16 protein-coding genes are annotated in these 17,096 nt (G+C 75.3%); 8 read left to right on the top strand and 8 right to left on the bottom strand.

Going from position 1 to position 17,096, the window contains the following annotated elements:
* Positions 1–39: 39 nt before the first annotated feature.
* From MY520_RS07145 to MY520_RS07135, 3 genes are read right to left on the bottom strand one after another with little or no spacing between them, the layout of a single operon-like run.
* Complete coding sequence (locus MY520_RS07145) at positions 40–918, bottom strand: enoyl-CoA hydratase-related protein (protein ID WP_436691389.1); 879 nt, start codon at positions 916–918, stop codon at positions 40–42.
* Entirely contained in the window at positions 915–1,904 is a 990-nt protein-coding gene (locus tag MY520_RS07140; protein ID WP_436691388.1) for an acyl-CoA dehydrogenase family protein, read from the bottom strand. The genes MY520_RS07145 and MY520_RS07140 overlap by 4 nt, the downstream gene beginning before the upstream one ends.
* Complete coding sequence (locus MY520_RS07135; protein WP_436691387.1) at positions 1,901–3,121, bottom strand: acyl-CoA dehydrogenase family protein; 1,221 nt, start codon at positions 3,119–3,121, stop codon at positions 1,901–1,903. The genes MY520_RS07140 and MY520_RS07135 overlap by 4 nt, the downstream gene beginning before the upstream one ends.
* Before the next feature lie 106 nt (positions 3,122–3,227).
* Here MY520_RS07135 and MY520_RS07130 point away from each other — a divergent pair, with 106 nt between their 5' ends.
* Together MY520_RS07130 and MY520_RS07125 are read left to right on the top strand one after the other, a co-directional pair.
* The gene (locus tag MY520_RS07130; protein WP_436691386.1) at positions 3,228–3,872 is read left to right on the top strand and encodes a TetR/AcrR family transcriptional regulator; all 645 of its coding nucleotides are present in this window, start codon (positions 3,228–3,230) and stop codon (positions 3,870–3,872) included.
* Between the two features lie 56 nt (positions 3,873–3,928).
* Positions 3,929–5,500 carry a long-chain-fatty-acid--CoA ligase gene (locus MY520_RS07125; RefSeq protein ID WP_436691385.1) on the top strand — a complete coding sequence of 524 codons (1,572 nt, stop codon included), beginning with the start codon at positions 3,929–3,931 and terminating at the stop codon, positions 5,498–5,500.
* A 45-nt stretch (positions 5,501–5,545) separates the two neighbouring features.
* Here the strand turns inward: MY520_RS07125 and MY520_RS07120 are convergent, their stop codons facing one another.
* On the bottom strand, positions 5,546–6,397 hold the full coding sequence (locus MY520_RS07120) for a patatin-like phospholipase family protein (RefSeq protein WP_436691384.1): 852 nt from the start codon (positions 6,395–6,397) through the stop codon (positions 5,546–5,548).
* An 82-nt stretch (positions 6,398–6,479) separates the two neighbouring features.
* On the opposite strand from MY520_RS07120, the gene MY520_RS07115 reads away from it, so the two are divergent.
* Both MY520_RS07115 and MY520_RS07110 read left to right on the top strand, forming a co-directional pair.
* On the top strand, positions 6,480–8,225 hold the full coding sequence (locus MY520_RS07115) for a class I adenylate-forming enzyme family protein (RefSeq protein WP_436691383.1): 1,746 nt from the start codon (positions 6,480–6,482) through the stop codon (positions 8,223–8,225).
* Positions 8,226–8,295: 70 nt separating this feature from the next.
* Positions 8,296–9,366: a potassium channel family protein gene (locus tag MY520_RS07110; protein WP_436691382.1), complete on the top strand. Its 1,071-nt coding sequence runs from the start codon at positions 8,296–8,298 to the stop codon at positions 9,364–9,366.
* Positions 9,367–9,369: 3 nt separating this feature from the next.
* On the opposite strand, the gene MY520_RS07105 is transcribed toward MY520_RS07110, so the two are convergent.
* Together MY520_RS07105 and MY520_RS07100 are read right to left on the bottom strand one after the other, a co-directional pair.
* Entirely contained in the window at positions 9,370–10,881 is a 1,512-nt protein-coding gene (locus tag MY520_RS07105; RefSeq protein ID WP_436691381.1) for an adenylate/guanylate cyclase domain-containing protein, read from the bottom strand.
* 31 nt (positions 10,882–10,912) lie between these two features.
* The gene (locus MY520_RS07100) at positions 10,913–11,536 is read right to left on the bottom strand and encodes a PadR family transcriptional regulator (RefSeq protein ID WP_436691380.1); all 624 of its coding nucleotides are present in this window, start codon (positions 11,534–11,536) and stop codon (positions 10,913–10,915) included.
* Between the two features lie 73 nt (positions 11,537–11,609).
* Between MY520_RS07100 and MY520_RS07095 the strand changes: the two genes are divergently transcribed.
* Entirely contained in the window at positions 11,610–12,464 is an 855-nt protein-coding gene (locus MY520_RS07095) for a class I SAM-dependent methyltransferase (RefSeq protein ID WP_436691379.1), read from the top strand.
* 1 nt (position 12,465) lies between these two features.
* Here MY520_RS07095 and MY520_RS07090 read toward each other — a convergent pair whose 3' ends face one another.
* Together MY520_RS07090 and MY520_RS07085 are read right to left on the bottom strand one after the other, a co-directional pair.
* Positions 12,466–12,912: an SRPBCC family protein gene (locus MY520_RS07090; RefSeq protein WP_436691378.1), complete on the bottom strand. Its 447-nt coding sequence runs from the start codon at positions 12,910–12,912 to the stop codon at positions 12,466–12,468.
* Between the two features lie 75 nt (positions 12,913–12,987).
* Complete coding sequence (locus tag MY520_RS07085; RefSeq protein WP_436691377.1) at positions 12,988–13,152, bottom strand: hypothetical protein; 165 nt, start codon at positions 13,150–13,152, stop codon at positions 12,988–12,990.
* Positions 13,153–13,281: 129 nt separating this feature from the next.
* Between MY520_RS07085 and MY520_RS07080 the strand changes: the two genes are divergently transcribed.
* The 3 genes from MY520_RS07080 (at position 13,282) to zwf (ending at position 17,008) form a co-directional block, all read left to right on the top strand.
* Positions 13,282–14,262, top strand: coding sequence for an ornithine cyclodeaminase family protein (locus MY520_RS07080; RefSeq protein ID WP_436691376.1), 981 nt, complete (start codon positions 13,282–13,284; stop codon positions 14,260–14,262).
* Positions 14,263–14,334: 72 nt separating this feature from the next.
* Positions 14,335–15,447 (top strand): alpha/beta hydrolase fold domain-containing protein, encoded by a 1,113-nt coding sequence (locus MY520_RS07075; protein WP_436691375.1) that lies wholly within the window; start codon positions 14,335–14,337, stop codon positions 15,445–15,447.
* Positions 15,448–15,517: 70 nt separating this feature from the next.
* Complete coding sequence (gene zwf, locus MY520_RS07070) at positions 15,518–17,008, top strand: glucose-6-phosphate dehydrogenase (RefSeq protein WP_436691374.1); 1,491 nt, start codon at positions 15,518–15,520, stop codon at positions 17,006–17,008.
* Positions 17,009–17,096 lie beyond the last annotated feature (88 nt).

Here is a 17,096-nt window from a genome sequence, read left to right as displayed (position 1 = left end):
GAGTGGATCCGCGGGTGTGACGCCCACGGATCCACTCCATCAGAGGACGTCGGGGGGCGGGGCCGGCCAGCGGGGGACGCCGGCGACCGGCCCGTCGCCCAGCGGCGCGGCGAACCGCGGGAGCCGCCGCTCCAGGAACGAGGCGACCCCCTCGGCGGCGTCCGGGCCGGCGCCGAGCTCGGCCAGGGCCCGCGACTCGGCCCGGTGCGCGTCCCACGGGGAGGCCGCACCGAGCATCGACCACAGCAGCTGCCGGGCCGCCCCGACCGCCACCCCGGAGGTGTGGTCGGCGATCTCCCCCGCCAGCTCCAGCGCGGCGGGCAGCAGCTCGGCGTCGGGGACGACGCGGGAGACCAGCCGGCCGCGCAGGGCCTCGGCGGCGTCGAACACCCGGCCGGTGGCCACCCACTCCATCGCCTGGCTGATGCCGACCACCCGCGGCAGGAACCACGTCGACGCCGCCTCCGGCACGATGCCGCGGCGGGTGAAGACGAAGCCGAAGCGGGCCGACTCGCCCGCGATCCGGACGTCCATCGGCAGCGTCATCGTCGCGCCGATGCCGACCGCCGGGCCGTTGACCGCGGCGATCACCGGCTTGCGCAGCCCGGCGAAGGGCAGCGACGCGATGCCGCCCCAGTCCCGCGGGACGCCGTCCACCGTGCCGCGCGGGACCGGGTCGGGGGCCGACCGGTCGGCGAAGGTCCCGTGGCCGGCCCCGAGGTCGGCACCGGCGCAGAAGGCCCGGCCCGCGCCGGTCACCACCACCACCCGGACGGCGTCGTCGGCGTCGGCCGCCGCCGCGGCCGCGGCCAGCTCGCCGGCCATGACCGTGGTGAAGGCGTTGAGCCGGTCGGGGCGGTCGAGGGTGATGGTGGCGACCCGGTCGGCCACCTCGTACCGCAGCTGGGTGGGGGTCATCCGAGGGCGCCGGCGACCGCCAGCCGGGCGACGGCGTCCAGGTGCTCGGCCGCATCGCCCAGCAGCAGCCGGTCGACCTTCGCCCGCCGCCAGTACAGGTGCGCGTCGTGCTCCCAGGTGAACCCGATCCCGCCGTGCACCTGGATGCAGGTCTCGGCGGCCCGCTCCAGCACCTCGGCCGCGTGCGCCTTGGCGGCCGCGGCGGCCAGCGGCAGTTCCCCGGGCGCGGCGTCGGCGGCCCACGCCGCCCACCAGACCAGCGAGCGCAGCTGGTCCACGCCGACCCAGGCGTCGACCAGCATGTGCTTGACCGCCTGGTAGGAGCCGATCCGGCGGCCGAACGCCTCGCGCTGCTGCGCGTACTCCACCGCCAGCTGCACCGCGCGGTCGGCGGCACCGAGGTCCTCGGCGGCCAGCACCACGGCGGCCACCCGGCGGGCGTGCGCCCAGAGCGCGGCGGCGTCCTCGGCCAGGACCCGGCGGGAGGTGAGCCGCACCGAGGCCAGCCCGCGGGTGGCGTCCATCGGCGGGCCGGCCGTCGCCTCCCCCTCGCCGACGACCAGCGCGCCGTCGTCGAGGCCGAGGAAGAGCGTCGCCGCGGCGGCGTCGAGGGACGGCGCCGACCCGGTCACCGGCCCGTCGAGGACGGCGAAGCGCGCCGACCCGTCGGCCAGCTGGGCCGCGAGCTCGGGCGCACCGGCCAGCAGCACCGCCGCCCGCGCCGCGGTGACCAGCGACGGCCCGGCCAGCACCGCCCCGCCCTGCTCGGCGACGACGGCCAGGTCGAGCAGGCTGCTCCCCGCCCCGCCCGCGGACTCGGGCACCGTGATGCCGAGGAAGCCGATCGCGGCCAGCGCGTCGGAGCCCGGGGCGACCGCGCCGCCCTCGAGCGCCGCGCGGGCCGCGGCCGGGGACGCCGAGCCGCGGTAGAAGTCGCGGGCGCCGTCGGCGGCGGCGCGCTGGTCCGGTCCGAGGTCGAAGTTCACCGCCGGCCCCCCGCGAACGGCGCGTCCTTGTCGCTGCGCGGTTCCGGCGGCAGCCCGAGCACCCGCTCGCCGAGGATGTTGCGCAGCACCTGGTCGGTGCCCCCGGCGATCGCCAGGCCGGGCAGGTACCCCTGGCTGCGCTGCCAGGTGTCGTCGCCGTCGGCGGCCGCGGCGTACACGGCGTCGTCGCCCAGGAGCCGGACGCCGGCGTCGGCCACCAGCCGCGCCGCCGCCGTGCCGGCCAGCTTTCCGGCGCTCGCCTCGGCCCCGGGCAGGCCGCCCTGGCTGAGCACGGTGAACCGCCGGTAGCCGGTGTAGCGGGTGGCCAGCGACGCCACGACCGCGCGGCCCAGGGCCTGCCGGGCGAGCACCTGCCGCTCGGCGTCCAGGCGCGGCAGCCGGTCGCGGGCGTGCGCCACGAGGGTCTCCACCGGGACGCCGAGGTCGCCGCCGGCCCCGCCGATGGCCACCCGCTCGTTCATCAGGGTGGTGAGCGCGACCCGCCAGCCCTCACCGGGCTCGCCCAGCCGCTCGGCGTCGGGGATGCGGACGTCGTCGAAGAAGACCTCGTTGAAGCCGGCTGAGCCGACCATCTGCCGCAGCGGCCGGACGGTCACCCCGGGGGCGTGCATGTCGACGACGAACATCGTGAGGCCGGCGTGCTTGGGCCGGTCGGGGTCGGTGCGGGTGAGCAGGATGCCGTGGTCGGCGACGTGCGCCAGCGTCGTCCACACCTTCTGGCCGTTGACCACCCAGTCGTCGCCGTCGCGGACGGCGGTGGTGCGCAGCGCGGCGAGGTCGGAGCCGGCCGCCGGCTCGCTGAACAGCTGGCACCAGACGTCCTCGGCCCGCAGCAGGCGGGCGAGGTAGCGCCGCTTCTGGTCGTCACTGCCGTGCGCGATGACCGTCGGCCCGCACATGCCCAGGCCGATGTGGTTGATCAGCACCGGCACGCGGGCACGGGCCAGCTCCTGCGCGACGATGGCCTGCTGCACGAGGGTGCCGCCCTGCCCGCCGTACTCGCGGGGCCAGGTCACGCCGACCAGCCCGGCCTCGGCGAGCACCCGCTGCGTGCGGCGCAGCCCGGCCTCGTGCGTGCGCGCGTCGACCGCCTCCTCGCCCGGGACCACGTGCAGCAGGGCGGCGGCGTGCTCCTCGAGCAGCGCGCGGACCGAGGCGCGGTAGGCCGCCTCGTCGGAGGTGTCGTCGAAGTCCACGGGCGGCGCCTTCCCTCGTCGGTGGGACGGCGGCAGCGTGACAGCGGTCACCCGGACCGGTCAACGGTGACTGTTCGGGCGACGCGCCCGGCCCTACGCTCGCGCGGTGACCGCCGACCCCGCCGCGCCGGCCGGGACGCGCTCCCGCTCCGAGCGGACCGCCGACAGCCGCGCGCTGATCCTCGACGCGGCCGTCGCCTGCCTGGTCGAGGACGGGTACGCCGGCGCCTCCACCCTCGCCGTGCAGGCCCGGGCCGGCGTCTCGCGCGGGCGGCTGCTGCACCACTTCCCCTCCCGCGCCGAGCTGCTGGTGGCCGCCGCCGAGCACCTGTCCACCACCGTGCTGGCCGACGTCCAGCGGCGGGCGGCGGCGCTCATGGCCGACCAGCCGGCCGGCCGCGAGCGGGTGGACCGCGCGATCGACCTCATGTGGGCGACCTTCCAGGAGCCGCCGTTCTGGGCGGCGGTCGAGCTCTGGACGGCGGCCCGCACCGACCCCGACCTCCGGGCGGCGCTGCGGGCCGAGGAGCGGCGCCTGCGGGCGGCGATCCGTGCGGTGGCCGACGGCATCTGGGGCCCGGAGGTCGCCGCGGCCGAGCTCTACGCGGAGCTGTGCGAGCTGCTGTTCACCAGCATGCGCGGTGTCGCCATCGTCTACGCCTTCGAGGACCGCCCCGCCGCCACCGACCCGCACCTGGCGCTGTGGAAGCGGCTGGCCGCCAGGATGCTGTTCGAGCGCGCCGAGGGGTGACACCGCGCCCCGGCGCGGCCAGCATGACGCGGATCACACCGAGGCAGGAGGCGCCCGTGAGTGTCGAGATCCCCCGGCTGCTCGGCCGCGGCATGACCATGGCCGACCAGCTGGCCCGCTGGGCGCGGAAGACGCCGGAGACGGTCGCGCTCCGCTTCGACGGCACCGGCCGCACCTACGCCGAGCTCGACGAGCGGGTCACCCGGCTGGCCCGCGCGCTGGCCGACCGCGGGGTGTCCGCCGGCGACCGGGTGGCCGTGCTCGCGCTCAACGCGACCGAGGTCTGGGAGACCTACCTGGCGGGGGTGCGGCTGGGCACCGTCGTCGTCCCGGTCAACTTCCGGCTGGTCGCCGACGAGGTCGCCTACGTGCTCACCGACAGCGGTACGACCGCGATGGTGGTCGACGCAGCGATGGCCGAGCTGGCGGCCAAGGCGCGCGAGCAGGCGCCCGGCGTGCGCACGGTGCTGACCATCGGCGCGGACTACGAGGCGGCGCTGGCCGCGGCGGGCGCCGAGCCGCTGGACGTCGACGTCGACGAGGACGCCGGCGCCTTCATCATGTACACCTCCGGCACGACGGGCCGGCCCAAGGGCGCCGTCCTCACGCACCGCAACCTGCTGCTGCACGCCTTCAGCCAGGTCGCGCACCTCGGCACCGGCCCGGCCGACCGGGTCGCGGTCCCGGGTGCGCCGCTGTTCCACATCGCCGGGCTGGCCGGGGGGCTGCCGCCGCTGCTGCTGGGCGGCACCCACGTCGTCCTGCGCTCCGGCGGCTTCGACCCGGTGGCGACCCTCGACCTCATCGAGCGGGAACGCGTCAGCAGCATCTTCCTGGTGCCGGCGATGTGGGCCGCGGTGTGCGCCGTCCCGGGCATCGCCGACCGCGACCTCTCCTCGCTGCGCCGGATCTCCTGGGGCGCGGCACCGGCGTCCACCACGCTGCTGCGCACGATGATCGACACCTTTCCGCAGGCCGAGGTGGTCACCGCCTTCGGCCAGACCGAGTGCAGCCCGGTGACCTGCCTGCTGCGCGGCGAGGACTCGGTGCGCAAGATCGGCTCGGTCGGCACGCCGATGCTCAACGTCGAGATCCGGGTCGTGGACGAGGCGATGCGCGACGTCCCGCAGGGCGAGGTGGGCGAGATCGTCTACCGCGGCCCGCTAGTGATGAAGGAGTACTGGGGCAAGCCGGAGGCCACCGCCGAGGCGTTCGCCGGCGGGTGGTTCCACTCCGGCGACCTGGTCCGGCAGGACGAGGAGGGCTACGTCTACGTCGTCGACCGCAAGAAGGACATGATCATCACCGGCGGCGAGAACGTGTACTGCGCCGAGGTCGAGGACGTGCTGGCCGGGCACCCGAAGGTCGGCGAGGTCGCGCTGATCGGCGTCCCGGACACCCGCTTCGGCGAGGCCCCGCTGGCCGTCGTCGCGCCGCGGGACCCGGCCGACCCGCCCACGCCGGCCGAGCTCACCGCCTGGTGCCGGGAACGGCTGGCGCACTACAAGAACCCGAGGGAGTACTCGATCGTCGCCGCACTGCCGCGCAACCCCAGCGGGAAGGTGCTCAAGACCCGGCTGCGCGAGGAGCACTCCGCCGGTTCCCTGGTCGCCGAACCCGTCGTGTGAAGCGGAGTCGCCCGGTGCCGGGAACCGGCACCGGGCGACTCCGCTTCAGCCGCGCCAGGCCTCGGCGACCTGCTCCACCACGCTCGCCGCCTGCGCCCGGCCGGCCCGCGCCGACCCGGCCCGCGCGGCGGGGTCGAGCACGTTGCGGCCGATCGCCCGGCGGCTGTCCTCGTCCGGGGCGACGACGGCGACCCGCGCCACCATCCCGGTCACCTGGGCATCGACGCTGGCCATCGGGCCCACGCCCCGCGGGATCGGCGCGAGGACGACGACCCGGTCGCAGCCCTCGGCGAGGTCGGCGTTGGCCGCCGAGCGCATGCCGCCGTCGACGTAGCGGCGGCCGTCGATGGTCACCGGCGGATAGACCCCGGGCACCGCGCAGCTGGCCGCCACCGCCTGGAGCAGCGGGACACCGGACTCCCGGTCGAGGGGGCGGAACTCCCCGGTGTGCGCGTCGACCGCGGTGACCGTGAGCGGGCGGTCGGGCCACGTACGGCTTCCCAGCCGGCTGCCGATCACGTCCAGTCGCTCCTGCTCCGACGGCGTCAGGCCCGCCTTCTCCGCGGCCAGCGCGAGCGCGCCGACCCGCCGGCGGAAGTCGACGTCCTTACCGCGGCTGCGCAGCATGGCCCAGCCGTACCGGGCCAGCGCGGCGCGGGTCATGCGGGCGGCCTGCTCGCCGGTGGGCGGCTCGAGCTGGCGGGCGAACAGCGTCTCGAGGTCGGCTCCGCAGGTGACCTGGGCACCGACGACGGACCCGGCCGAGGTGCCGACGACGAGGTCCGCGCCGGTCAGGTCGACGCCCGCCTCGGCCAGCCCGGCGAGGAGGCCGATCTCCCACGCGATGCCGGTGATCCCGCCGCCGCCGAGGACGAGGGCCGCGCGCTGGTCACTCATGCCGCCATCCTCACCCACGGTGGCCTCTCGACACCCGTTGTGACGTGCGCCACGCTGAGGCTTCCGAGACGAGAGGACCCGCATGACCGCACCACAGGCCCCGTCGATCCCCGCCGCGACCAGCCGGCCGCCCGGCCTGCCACGCTCGCTGGACTACCCGGCGGTCCCGGTCGGCTCGATCCTGCGGGCGGCGGTGGGCCGCTGGGGCGACCGGCCGGCGTTCGTCGAGGACGACGTCCCGCTGACCTTCGGCGAGCTCGGCGCCCGGGCGCACGCGGTGGCGAACTGGCTGGCCGACTCCGGGGTCGGCCGCGGTGACGTCGTCGCCGTGCACCTCCCCAACTGCCGCCAGTACCCGGCCGTCTACTACGGGGTCCTCCTGGCCGGGGCGACCTTCTCCCCCACCAACCCGCTGCTCCCCGCGGCCGACCTCGCCGCGCAGCTCACCGACGCCGGCGCCCGCGTGCTCGTCACCTGGGACCAGGTCCTCCCCCTCGTGCGGACGGCGCTGGCCGGCACGTCCGTCGAGACCGTCGTCGTCACCGGGCAGGCGCACGTCGCCGACCTCGGCACCCGCCTCGACGGCCTGGCTCCCGGCGAGGTCGACCTCGCCCACCTGCTCGCCGCCGACCCCACCGACCGGCACCTGGACGCCGGCCTCGACCCGGCCGGCGACCTCGCGCACCTGGCCTACACCGGCGGCACGACCGGGGTCAGCAAGGGCGTGGAGCTGGTGCACCGCAACGTCGTCACCAACGTGCTGCAGTCGGCCTGCTGGGTGCACGGCGCGCTGCCGGAGCTCGACGCGGCCGGCGACGTCACCCTGCGCCAGGTGCTCGGCGCGGAGGAGCACCCGATCCGGCTCGGCGAGGGCCGGTTGATCAACCTCACGCCGTGGTTCCACGCGATGGGCGCGATCGGCTACCTCAACGGGCTGGTCCTGGCCGGGACGACGACGGTGGTCCACCGGCGCTTCGACCCCGTGCGCTACCTCGAGGACGCCGTCCGGTACCGCGTCACCAGCATCGGCGGCGCGCCCCCGGTGTTCGTCGCGCTGCTGCAGGTGCCCGGCATCGGGGACGCCGACCTGTCCGCCGTCCGCGGCGTGTCCAGCGGCGCCGCCCCGCTGCCGGTGCCGCTGATCGAGCGGCTGCGGACGCTGCTGCCGGGCGCCGTCATCGGCGAGGGCTACGGCCTCACCGAGGTGACCATGCAGGCCACCGGCAACCCGTCGTTCCGCTCCGGCACCCGCAAGCCGGGCACGGTCGGCGTCCCGGTCTTCGACACCGAGGTCAGCATCCGGCCGCTCGGCGGCGGGTCGCCGCTGCCGCCCGGCGAGCGCGGCGAGGTCTGCATCCGCGGGCCGCAGGTCATGCGCGGCTACGCCCGCCGCCCCGAGGCCACCGCCGAGGCGATCGACGCCGAGGGCTGGTTCCACTCCGGCGACGTCGGCGTCCTCGACGAGGACGGCTACCTGTCGATCGTCGACCGGACCAAGGACATGCTGCTCTACAAGGGCTACAACGTGTTCCCGCGCGAGCTCGAGGAGATCCTGTTCGGCCTGCCGGGGGTGGCCGGTGCCGCGGTGATCGGCCGCCCCGACGACGAGGCCGGGGACCTGCCGGTCGCCTACGTCGTCCGCCGCGGGGACGAGGCGGGGGCGGCGCTGACCGCCGGGGCGGTGATGGCCGCGGTCAACGAGCGGGTGACCCCCTACAAGCGGCTGCGCGACGTCGTCTTCATCGACGCGATCCCCGTCTCGGCCGCCGGCAAGGTGCTCAAGCGGGAGCTGGCCGCCCGCGAACGGGCGGCCGTCGCGGGCGGCTGACCGGCGCAGCCCTCACCCGGACGGGTGCGGCGCGCACGCGGACCGGCCGCGGCTCACTATCGTCCGCTGGGTGATCCGCGAGACCGGCGTGCCCGAGGACCCGCACACCGGCGTCCAGATCGCGCACGTCGAGGAGTCCCCCGTGCGCCAGGTCTGGCGCCGCGTCATCCTCGCCGCGTTCTTCCTCGGGCTGACCGTCCTCATCGTCTGGCTGGACCGCAACTCCTACCGCGACGGCGACGTGGTCGGCATCGGCCTGCTCGACGCCGTCTACTACGCGACGGTCACCCTCTCGACCACCGGCTACGGCGACATCACGCCGGTCACCGAGTCCGCCCGGCTGGTGAACATCCTGTTCATCACGCCGCTGCGGATCATGTTCCTCATCGTCCTCATCGGAACCACCCTGGAGGCGCTGACCGCGCGCTCCCGGGAGGAGTTCCGCATCCGTCGCTGGAGGTCCCGCGTGCGCCAGCACGTCATCGTGTGCGGCTACGGCACCAAGGGGCGCAGCGCGATCAAGTCGCTGCTGGCCAACGGCACCCCGCTGGAGCAGATCGTCGTCGTCGACCCCGAGCCGAGGGCGATCGACGAGGCCAACTCCGTCGGCCTGACCGGCATCGTCGGCGACGCCGGGCGCACCGAGGTGCTCCGGCGGGCCTCGGTGGAGCGGGCGCGGGCGGTCATCGTCGCGGCCAACCGGGACGACGCGTCGGTGCTCATCACCCTCACCGTCCGACAGCTCAACCCGAGCGTCCCGATCACCACGTCGGTGCGCGAGGAGGAGAACGCCAACCTGCTGCGCCAGTCGGGGGCGGACACGGTCATCACCACGTCGGCCACCTCGGGCCGGCTGCTCGGGCTCTCCACCGACGCCCCGAGGGTCGTCGCCGTCGTCGAGGACCTCGTGACCGGCGGGCAGGGGCTCGACCTGCAGCAGCGCCGGGTCACCGCGGGAGAGGTCGGGCTGGGTCCGCGCCAGCTGCGCGACGTCGTGCTGTCGGTGACCCGCGGAGGGCGGACGCTGCGGTTCGACGACCCCCTGATCGGCACCCTGCAGCCCGACGACGTGCTCGTGGTGGTCAAGTCGCACGCCAACCCGGGACAGATGCCGGCCGGCGGCCAGGCCGCCGCGGTCTGAACCTCAGCCGATCGTCAGCACCCACGTCTGCGTCGGCTCGTCCCGGCCGCGCAGCTCGACCACCGGGCCGGGCGCCCAGTAGACCGCCTCGTCCCCACCGGCGGCCCGGACCACGGCCTCACTGACCACGGCCCGGCCGGGGTGGTCCTTGGCGAGGTCGGTGAGCCGCGCCGCCTCGTTCACCGGGTCGCCGATCACCGTGTACTCCAGCCGGCGGGCCGCTCCCACCTGACCGGCCCACACCGGCCCGCAGGCCACCCCGAGGCCGACGTCGACCTCGCCGGCCGCAGCGACGGCGGTGCAGATCCGGCGGGCCGCGCGCAGCGCCGCACCGGCCGGGTCGGGGTGCTCGGCCGGGGCGCCGAAGACGCACAGCGCGGCGTCGCCCTCGAACTTGTTCACCAGCCCGCCCTCGTCCTCCACCGTGTCGACGACGACGGCGAAGAAGCGGTTGAGCAGGCCGACCATCTCCTCCGGCCCGGTGCGGCGCACCAGCGAGGTGGAGCCGGCGATGTCGACGAAGAGCGCGGCGACTGTGCGCACCTCGCCGCCCAGCGAGGCCCCGGTCGCCAGGGCCCGCTGGGCGACCGTCGTCCCGACGTGCCGGCCGAACAGGTCGCGCAGCCGCTCCCGCTCGGCCAGGCCGGCGGCCATCGTGTTGACGCCCTCCTGCAGGAGTCCGATCTCGCCGGCGTCGTCGACCGGGACGCGGACGTCGTGGTCGCCCTCCCCGATCCGCTGCACGGCCCGGCGCAGGTCGTGCAGCGGTCCGCCGACCGAGCGGGCGGTCAGCTGCGTGGCCACGACGCCGATCACGAGCGTGGCGAGGACGAGGAACACCACCGCCTCCTCGTTCGGCCCCTGGGGGTTGCTGGGATCGAGGAACAGCAGCGCCAGCCCGAGCAGGGGGACGCCGCTGGTCAGCACCCAGGTGAGCAGCAACCGCAGCCGGACGCCGAGCACCGGCGTCCCGGCCGGCGGGTGGGCGGCGAGGGCCTCGGCGGTGATCCGGCCGGACAGCCGGAGGGCGAGCAGGTAGCTGTGGCCGACCGCCGCGACCCCGCCGAGCAGCGCGGCCAGCCCGACGCGGAGCCCGACCAGCGAGAGCTGCGAGGCGAGCGCGCCGACCACCCCGACGACCAGGCCGCCCCCGATCCAGCCGACCCCCACCACGCTGGCGACGTCGACCGGCAGCCGCAGTGCCTGGGCGGCCTCCTCGGGGGTGGGGGGCCGCTCGGCGCGCAGCCAGGCCACGGTCAGCCGCTGGCGGCGCAGGACCGCCCGGACGCCGAGCGGCAGGGCCAGGGCGAGGTAGCCGACCGTGCTCAGGACGATGGCCACGCGGCCGCTCGGGTCGCGGGCGCCCGCCGAGAGACCGAGCAGCAGCAGTCCGAGGACGGCCAGCCCGAGCAGGTTGAAGACCAGGACGTGCCGGGCGACGACGGCCATGGCGCGGGGGTCGGGCGGCGCCGACCCGAGCCACAGCTGGACCCGGCCGAGGACGCGGCCGCTCACCGCTCCCCCGACGGGCCCACGCGCCGGCCGGTCACCAATCGGCCCGGGCGGCGGTCTCGGCCACCTGCGCCCGGTCGGCCTCCGCGCGCGCGGCGTCCTCCGGCCACTGCTCGACCAGCGCGGTCGCCCAGTCGGCCCAGTCGGCGACGAGCCGGTAGAAGTCGGTGAGGAACCGCCCGACCAGCATCTGCTCGGGCAGCCGCTCCGGGAACCGCCCGTCGCCGGAGGCGGCGGCCGCGGCGGCGGCACGGTTCTCCACGTTGCGCTCCTCCGCCCAGCGCCGGGCGGCGGCGAGCGTGGCCAGGGCATCGGCCGTCGTCCCGTGCTCGGCGAAGCTGAGCTTCAGCAGCTGCTCGAACTCGAGCACCGGCCCGCTGCCGGGTTCCCGGTGCCACGCGGCGAGGGCCTCGCGGCCCTCGGCGGTGATCGCGTAGACGGTGCGCGAACGCTGGCCGACCGCCTCCGAGCGGGCCGTGGCCAGCCCGTGGGCGACGAGCTTCTTCGGCTCCTCGTACAGCTTGCTCTGCGCGCGGGGCCACATCCGGCCCACGCTGCGGTCCATCTGGCGCGTGAGCTCGTAGGTGCTCCACGGTCGCACCGCCAGCAGGCTGAGGATGGCGTACGAGGTGGTGGTCAGCGCACCCGGGCTTGACATTTTCCTCCCTATGGGAGTATGCCATTCGACATAGTCCCCAAGGGAGCAGACTACCGCCGAGAAGGTGGAGACCATGGCGGAGACGACGACGCTCCGGATCGACCCCGGCAACGTCGAGCAGGCTCGGGCGTGGGACGGCGAGGAGGGCGCCCGCTGGGCCGCCTCCGCCGACCGGTACGACGACGCCCTGGGCGCGCACCACCCGGTGTTCATGGCCGCGGCGGGCATCACCGCCTCCGACGCCGTGCTCGACATCGGCTGCGGCACCGGCCGCACGACCCTCGACGCCGCGCGGCTCGGAGGGTCCGCGCTCGGGGTCGACCTGTCGGCGCGGATGCTGGAGGTGGCCCGGGCGCGCGCCCGGGCGGAGGGGCTGACCAACGTCACCTTCGAGCAGGCCGACGCCCAGATCCACCCCTTTCCGGCGGGCGCCCACGACGTCGCGCTCGGCCGGACGGCCGCCATGTTCCTCGCCGATCCGGTGGCCGGGCTCCGCAACGTGGGCCGGGCCTTGCGCCCGCACGGCCGTCTGGTCCTGCTGACCTGGCAGCCCGCCGTGCTCAACCAGTGGTTCACGTCCCTCACCACCGCACTGGCCGCGGGCCGGACCCTCCCGTCGCCACCGCCCGGCCGCCCGGGTCCCTTCGCGCTCAGCGACCCGGCGCGGATCCGCGCCGTCCTCTCCGCCGCCGGCTTCGCCGACCTGCGCGTCGAGCCGCTCGAGCGGCCGATGCGCTTCGGGCGGGACGCCGCCGACGCCGAGGGCTTCGTGCTCACCCAGCTCGGCTGGCTCCTGGCGGACCTGGACACCGCGCGGCGGGAGCAGGCGATGGCGGCGTTGCGGGCCTCCCTCGCCGCGCACGAGACGCCGGACGGCGTGACCTACGGTTCGGCGGCCTGGCTGGTGCGGGCCCGCCGGCCGGCCTGACTCACGCCCGCTCGAGGAGCTCCCGCAGACGGGCGAGGTCCTTGCGGTTGTCCCGCCGCATCGCCGTCGCCATGACCGGGCCGGCGACCCGGGAGAAGCCGCTCGGGCGGCCGCGGTTGCGCAGCGTCATGCGGGTGCTGCCGTCGTCCAGCGGCTCCCAGGTGTAGGTGGTCTCCATGGGGAACGGGCCGTCGGCCGTCCGCATGACCATCCGCCGGCCGGGCTCGAACTCGGTGACCTCGTAGGTGTAGGCCAGCCGCCGGCCGAGGAACGCGGCGACGAAGTCCATCTGCGAGCCGACCGCGACCGGCGGCGGCGTGCGCCACTCGACCGAGGAGATGTTGACGTACCACTCCGGGGCGTGGACCGGGTCCCCGGCGTAGCCGGCCACCACGTCGACCGGACGGCGGATCACCGTCCCGGTCACCACGTCGACGTCCCTGGCCATGCCCACCTCCGCGGGGCAGATGGTCCCGCGCGCGGCTTCCCCCGGTCCAGGCCGCAGCGCCGGCGTCCGGCGTCGTCAGACCAGGACGGCGTCCATGGCGTCGGCCTGGAGCACGAGGTCGGTCGCGGTGGTGAGCCAGCCGGCGACCAGGAGCAGCGGCCACGGCTGCTCGTCGTCCAGCGACGCCGTCGCCGCGCTGAGCGAGGCCTGGGCGATGGCCCTGCACGCCATGTTCCTCATGACGAGCTCCTTCCGTCGGGTACCCAGGGCATCGGCGGGGGCGGCGGGCGGCTGCAGTCGCGAAACGAGAACGTCATCCGCAGGAGTCAGACGTTGACCGGGCCCGGTGTGCGCGCGCAGCATCGGGCGGTGCTGCTCCTCCGACACCAGGACGTCGAGGGGCTCCTCGACGTCACCGAGCTGATCGACGCCCTCGCGACGGTCATGGTCGAGCTCTCCACCGGCCGTGCGTCCGTGCCACCGCGGGTCGCCGCGCGCGTGCCGGACCACGACGCCGTGCTGGCCGCGATGCCCGGCTACAGCCCTGCCCTGGGCGCGCTGACGGTCAAGGTGCTCTCCGTCTTCCCCCGCAACCCGACGCAGGAGGCCCCCACCCACCAGGCGCTGGTGGTGCTCCTCGACCCGGAGAACGGGACGCCCCGGGCGATCATGGACGGGAACACGATCACCGCGGCGCGGACCGCCGCCTGCTCCGCGCTGTCCATCCGGCTGCTCGCCCGGCCCGAGGCATCGGTCCTCGCCGTCCTCGGCACCGGCGTCCAGGCCCGCGCGCACGCGCTCGCCGCCGGCGCGGTCCGCGACCTCGAGGACGTGCGCATCGCCGGTCGGCGCCCCGAGCGGGCCGAGGCGCTCGCGGCCGAGCTTCAGGGCCGCGGGGTGCCGGCGCGGGCGGTGCCGACGGGCGAGGAGGCGGTGCGCGGCGCCTCGATCGTCTGCGCCACGACGGCGGCCGAGGAGCCGGTGGTCCGGCGCGAGTGGCTCGACGCCGGCGCGCACGTCACCTCGGTCGGGTACACCGCCACCGGCCGGGAGGTGGACGACGACACCGTCGCCGACGCGCTCGTGGTCGTCGAGCACCGGCACACCGCCTTCACGCCGTACCCGGTGGGCAGCAACGACCTCACCGAGCCGGCCGCGCGGGGGCTGATCGCCCCGGACGAGGTCGCCGAGATCGGTGAGCTGGTGGAGGGACGGCGTCCGGGGCGGACCTCCCCCGGCCAGCTCACGCTCTACAAGTCGGTGGGCGTCGCCGTCCAGGACGCGGCGGCCGCCGGCCTGGTCTACGCCGCGGCCCGCCGCCGGGGCGTGGGGCACCGGATCACGCTGTGACCTGACCTGCGGGCACCGCGACGTCCGGGTGACCACAGCGCGATCGCCCGACGTGGCCACCGAGGAGGACGGATGAGCGACCTGACGCACCAACGGTCGACGGTGCAGGCCCGGCAGGAAGGCCGGCTGGCCGACACCGGCATCGACCTCTGGTCCGATCCCCGGCTGCACCCGCGGTTGCGGGCGGCACTGGCGGCATTCGGCCTCGACGGTCACGCGGCTCCCCCACCCTTCGACCGGGGCGCCGCGCCGGACGCCGTCGCCGAGTTCGTCGGCCAGTCGCACGCGGCGTTCGAGGGGCTGTACGCGGCCCTGCCGAACGAGTGGCCCGGCGAAACGCCCTCCGGTGTCGCCCACCGGATCGAGACGGTGCGGGGTGTGGACGGCAACGAGATCCCTCTGCACGTCCGCCGCCCGGCCGGCACGGAGGAGCCGCTGCCGTGCACCGTCTACATCCACGGCGGCGGGATGACGATCCTCGACGCGCACAACCGGGTACACCGGCAGTGGAGCGAGGACCTCGCCGCGAGCGGCATGGTCGTGGTCACCGTCGGCTTCCGCAACGCCTGGACCCCCGAGGGGGCACACCCGTTCCCGGCCGGGCTCGACGACTGCAGCACTGCGCTGGACTGGATCCACGAGCACCGCGAGCAGCTGGGCGTCACCTCGATCGTGCTGCAGGGCGAGTCCGGTGGGGCGAACCTCGCGCTGGCCACCGCGCTCAAGGCCAAGAGGGACGGCCGGCTGGACCGCTTCGACGGCGTCTACGCGATGGTGCCGTACATCAGTGGCGGCTACGGCTGGGACCACGGGCGCAAGCTGCGTGAGCTGCCGTCGATGGTGGAGAACGACGGGCACTACCTCAACTGCGCGATGATGGACCTGCTGGTCGCGGTCTACGACCCGACCGGGGAGAACGCCGAGAACCCGCTCTGCTGGCCGTACTTCGCCACCGAGGCCGACGTCGAGGGGCTGCCGCCGCACGTCATCACGGTCAACGAACTCGACCCGTTGCGCGACGAGGGCATCGCCTACTTCCGCACGCTCCAGCGGGCCGGTGTGCCGGTCGTCGGCCGGGTCAACCTCGGCCTGACCCACGCCGCCGACATGTCCTTCCGCCAGGCGGTGGTCGAGGCCTACAAGGGGGCGGTCCGCGACATCCGCGGCTTCGCCGGCAGCCTCTGACCCGGCCTCCGCAGCCGGCCGGGGAGCAGGGCCTGTCCGTGGTGTGCCGATCGCGGCATGCTCCCCGCACATGAACGTCGATGCGGATCGCCGCTCGCCACCCTGTGTCCTGGTGATCTTCGGCGCCTCGGGGGACCTCACCGCCCGGAAGCTCCTGCCCGCGCTCGAACGGCTGGCCGGCTACGGGGCCCTCCCTCCGGAGGTCGCGCTGGTCGGCGTCGCCCGCACGCCCATGACCGACGAGGAGTTCGGCGACCTCTGCCGTCGCAGCGCGGCCGGCGAGGGGCACCCGAGGTGGCAGGCCCTGACCGCGGCAGCCCGCTACGTCCACGGCGGCTACGACGACCCGGCCACCTACTCGCGGCTGGCCGAGGTCCTGGCCGAGTGCGACGCCCGGCACGGGACCGCCGGCAACCGGGTCCACTACTTCGCCACGCCACCCCGCCTGTTCGGGCCGATCGCGCTGAGCCTGGGCAAGGCCGGCCTGTCCGTGCCGGAGGGCGACAGCTTCGTCCGCGCGGTCGTCGAGAAGCCGTTCGGCTGGGACGAGACCAGTGCCCGGGAGCTCTACGCGGACCTCTCGTCGGCCTTCGTCGAGGAGCAGATCTTCCGGATCGACCACTACCTGGCCAAGGAGACCGTGCAGAACCTGCTCGCGCTGCGCTTCGCGAACTCGATCTTCGAGCCGATCTGGAACCGGACCTGGGTCGACAACGTGCAGATCACCGTCGCCGAGACCCTGGGCGTCGGCGAGCGGGGCGGCTTCTACGAGACCACGGGCGCGATGCGCGACATCGTCCAGAACCACGTCCTGCAGGTCCTCTCGCTCTTTCTCATGGAACCGCCCACCTCGTTCCACGCCGAGGCGATCCGCGACGAGAAGGTGAAGCTGCTGCGGGCGATCCAGCCGCTGGACGACGAGGCCGAGATCGCGGCGAACGCGGTGCGCGGGCAGTACACCCGAGGCGGCACCCGCGAGGACCTCATGCCCGGGTACCGCGACGAGCCCGGGGTCGACCCGCTGAGCGCGACCGAGACGTTCGTGGCGATGCGGCTGGAGGTGCACAACTGGCGTTGGACCGGGGTGCCGGTCTACGTGCGGACCGGCAAGCGGCTGCCCGCGCGGATCACCGAGGTCGCCATGGAGTTCCACCGCCCCCCGCAGCTCCCGCTGTTCCCCGGCACGGCCGAGGGGCTGGAGCCCGACGCCCTCGTCGTGCGCGTGCAACCCGACGAGGGACTGAGCCTGCGCTTCGGCGCGAAGGTGCCCGGGCACGCCTTCCGGGTGCAGAAGGCGTCGATGGACTTCTCCTACCAGAGCTTCGAGGAGGAGTCGCCCGACGCCTACGAGCGGGTCATCCTCGACGCCCTGATCGGCGACCCCACCCTCTTCATCCGCGCCGACGAGGTCGCCCGGTCCTGGCGGATCGTCGACCCCGTGATGCAGTACTGGGCCCGCGACGAGCGGCCCATCCCGCTGTACCAGGCGGCCACGTGGGGTCCGCCGGAAGCCAACTCACTGATCTCCCGCTCCGGCCGCCGCTGGCGGCACTCGACCTGACGCCGGAGACGCTCACAGCGACGCCCGGGCCGCCGAGATCCCTCGGCGGCCCGGGCGTCGGCGTCCCAGCCACAAACAGTCGACACCG

The organism is Geodermatophilus sp. CPCC 205506, from assembly GCF_051383635.1.
In the GTDB taxonomy this organism is placed as follows: Bacteria; Actinomycetota; Actinomycetes; order Mycobacteriales; family Geodermatophilaceae; genus Geodermatophilus.
The sequence above is the reverse complement of the archived record's forward strand: the minus strand, read 5'-3'. Positions and strand labels throughout refer to the sequence as shown.

Coding starts and splice junctions, on each gene's coding strand:
- MY520_RS07145 (WP_436691389.1), bottom strand. CDS start 918: ATGACCCCCACCCAGCTGCGGTACGAGGTGGCCGACCGGGTCGCCACC.
- MY520_RS07120 (WP_436691384.1), bottom strand. CDS start 6,397: ATGAGTGACCAGCGCGCGGCCCTCGTCCTCGGCGGCGGCGGGATCACC.
- MY520_RS07115 (WP_436691383.1), top strand. CDS start 6,480: ATGACCGCACCACAGGCCCCGTCGATCCCCGCCGCGACCAGCCGGCCG.
- MY520_RS07100 (WP_436691380.1), bottom strand. CDS start 11,536: ATGTCAAGCCCGGGTGCGCTGACCACCACCTCGTACGCCATCCTCAGC.
- MY520_RS07095 (WP_436691379.1), top strand. CDS start 11,610: ATGGCGGAGACGACGACGCTCCGGATCGACCCCGGCAACGTCGAGCAG.
- MY520_RS07090 (WP_436691378.1), bottom strand. CDS start 12,912: ATGGCCAGGGACGTCGACGTGGTGACCGGGACGGTGATCCGCCGTCCG.
- MY520_RS07085 (WP_436691377.1), bottom strand. CDS start 13,152: ATGAGGAACATGGCGTGCAGGGCCATCGCCCAGGCCTCGCTCAGCGCG.
- MY520_RS07075 (WP_436691375.1), top strand. CDS start 14,335: ATGAGCGACCTGACGCACCAACGGTCGACGGTGCAGGCCCGGCAGGAA.
- zwf (WP_436691374.1), top strand. CDS start 15,518: ATGAACGTCGATGCGGATCGCCGCTCGCCACCCTGTGTCCTGGTGATC.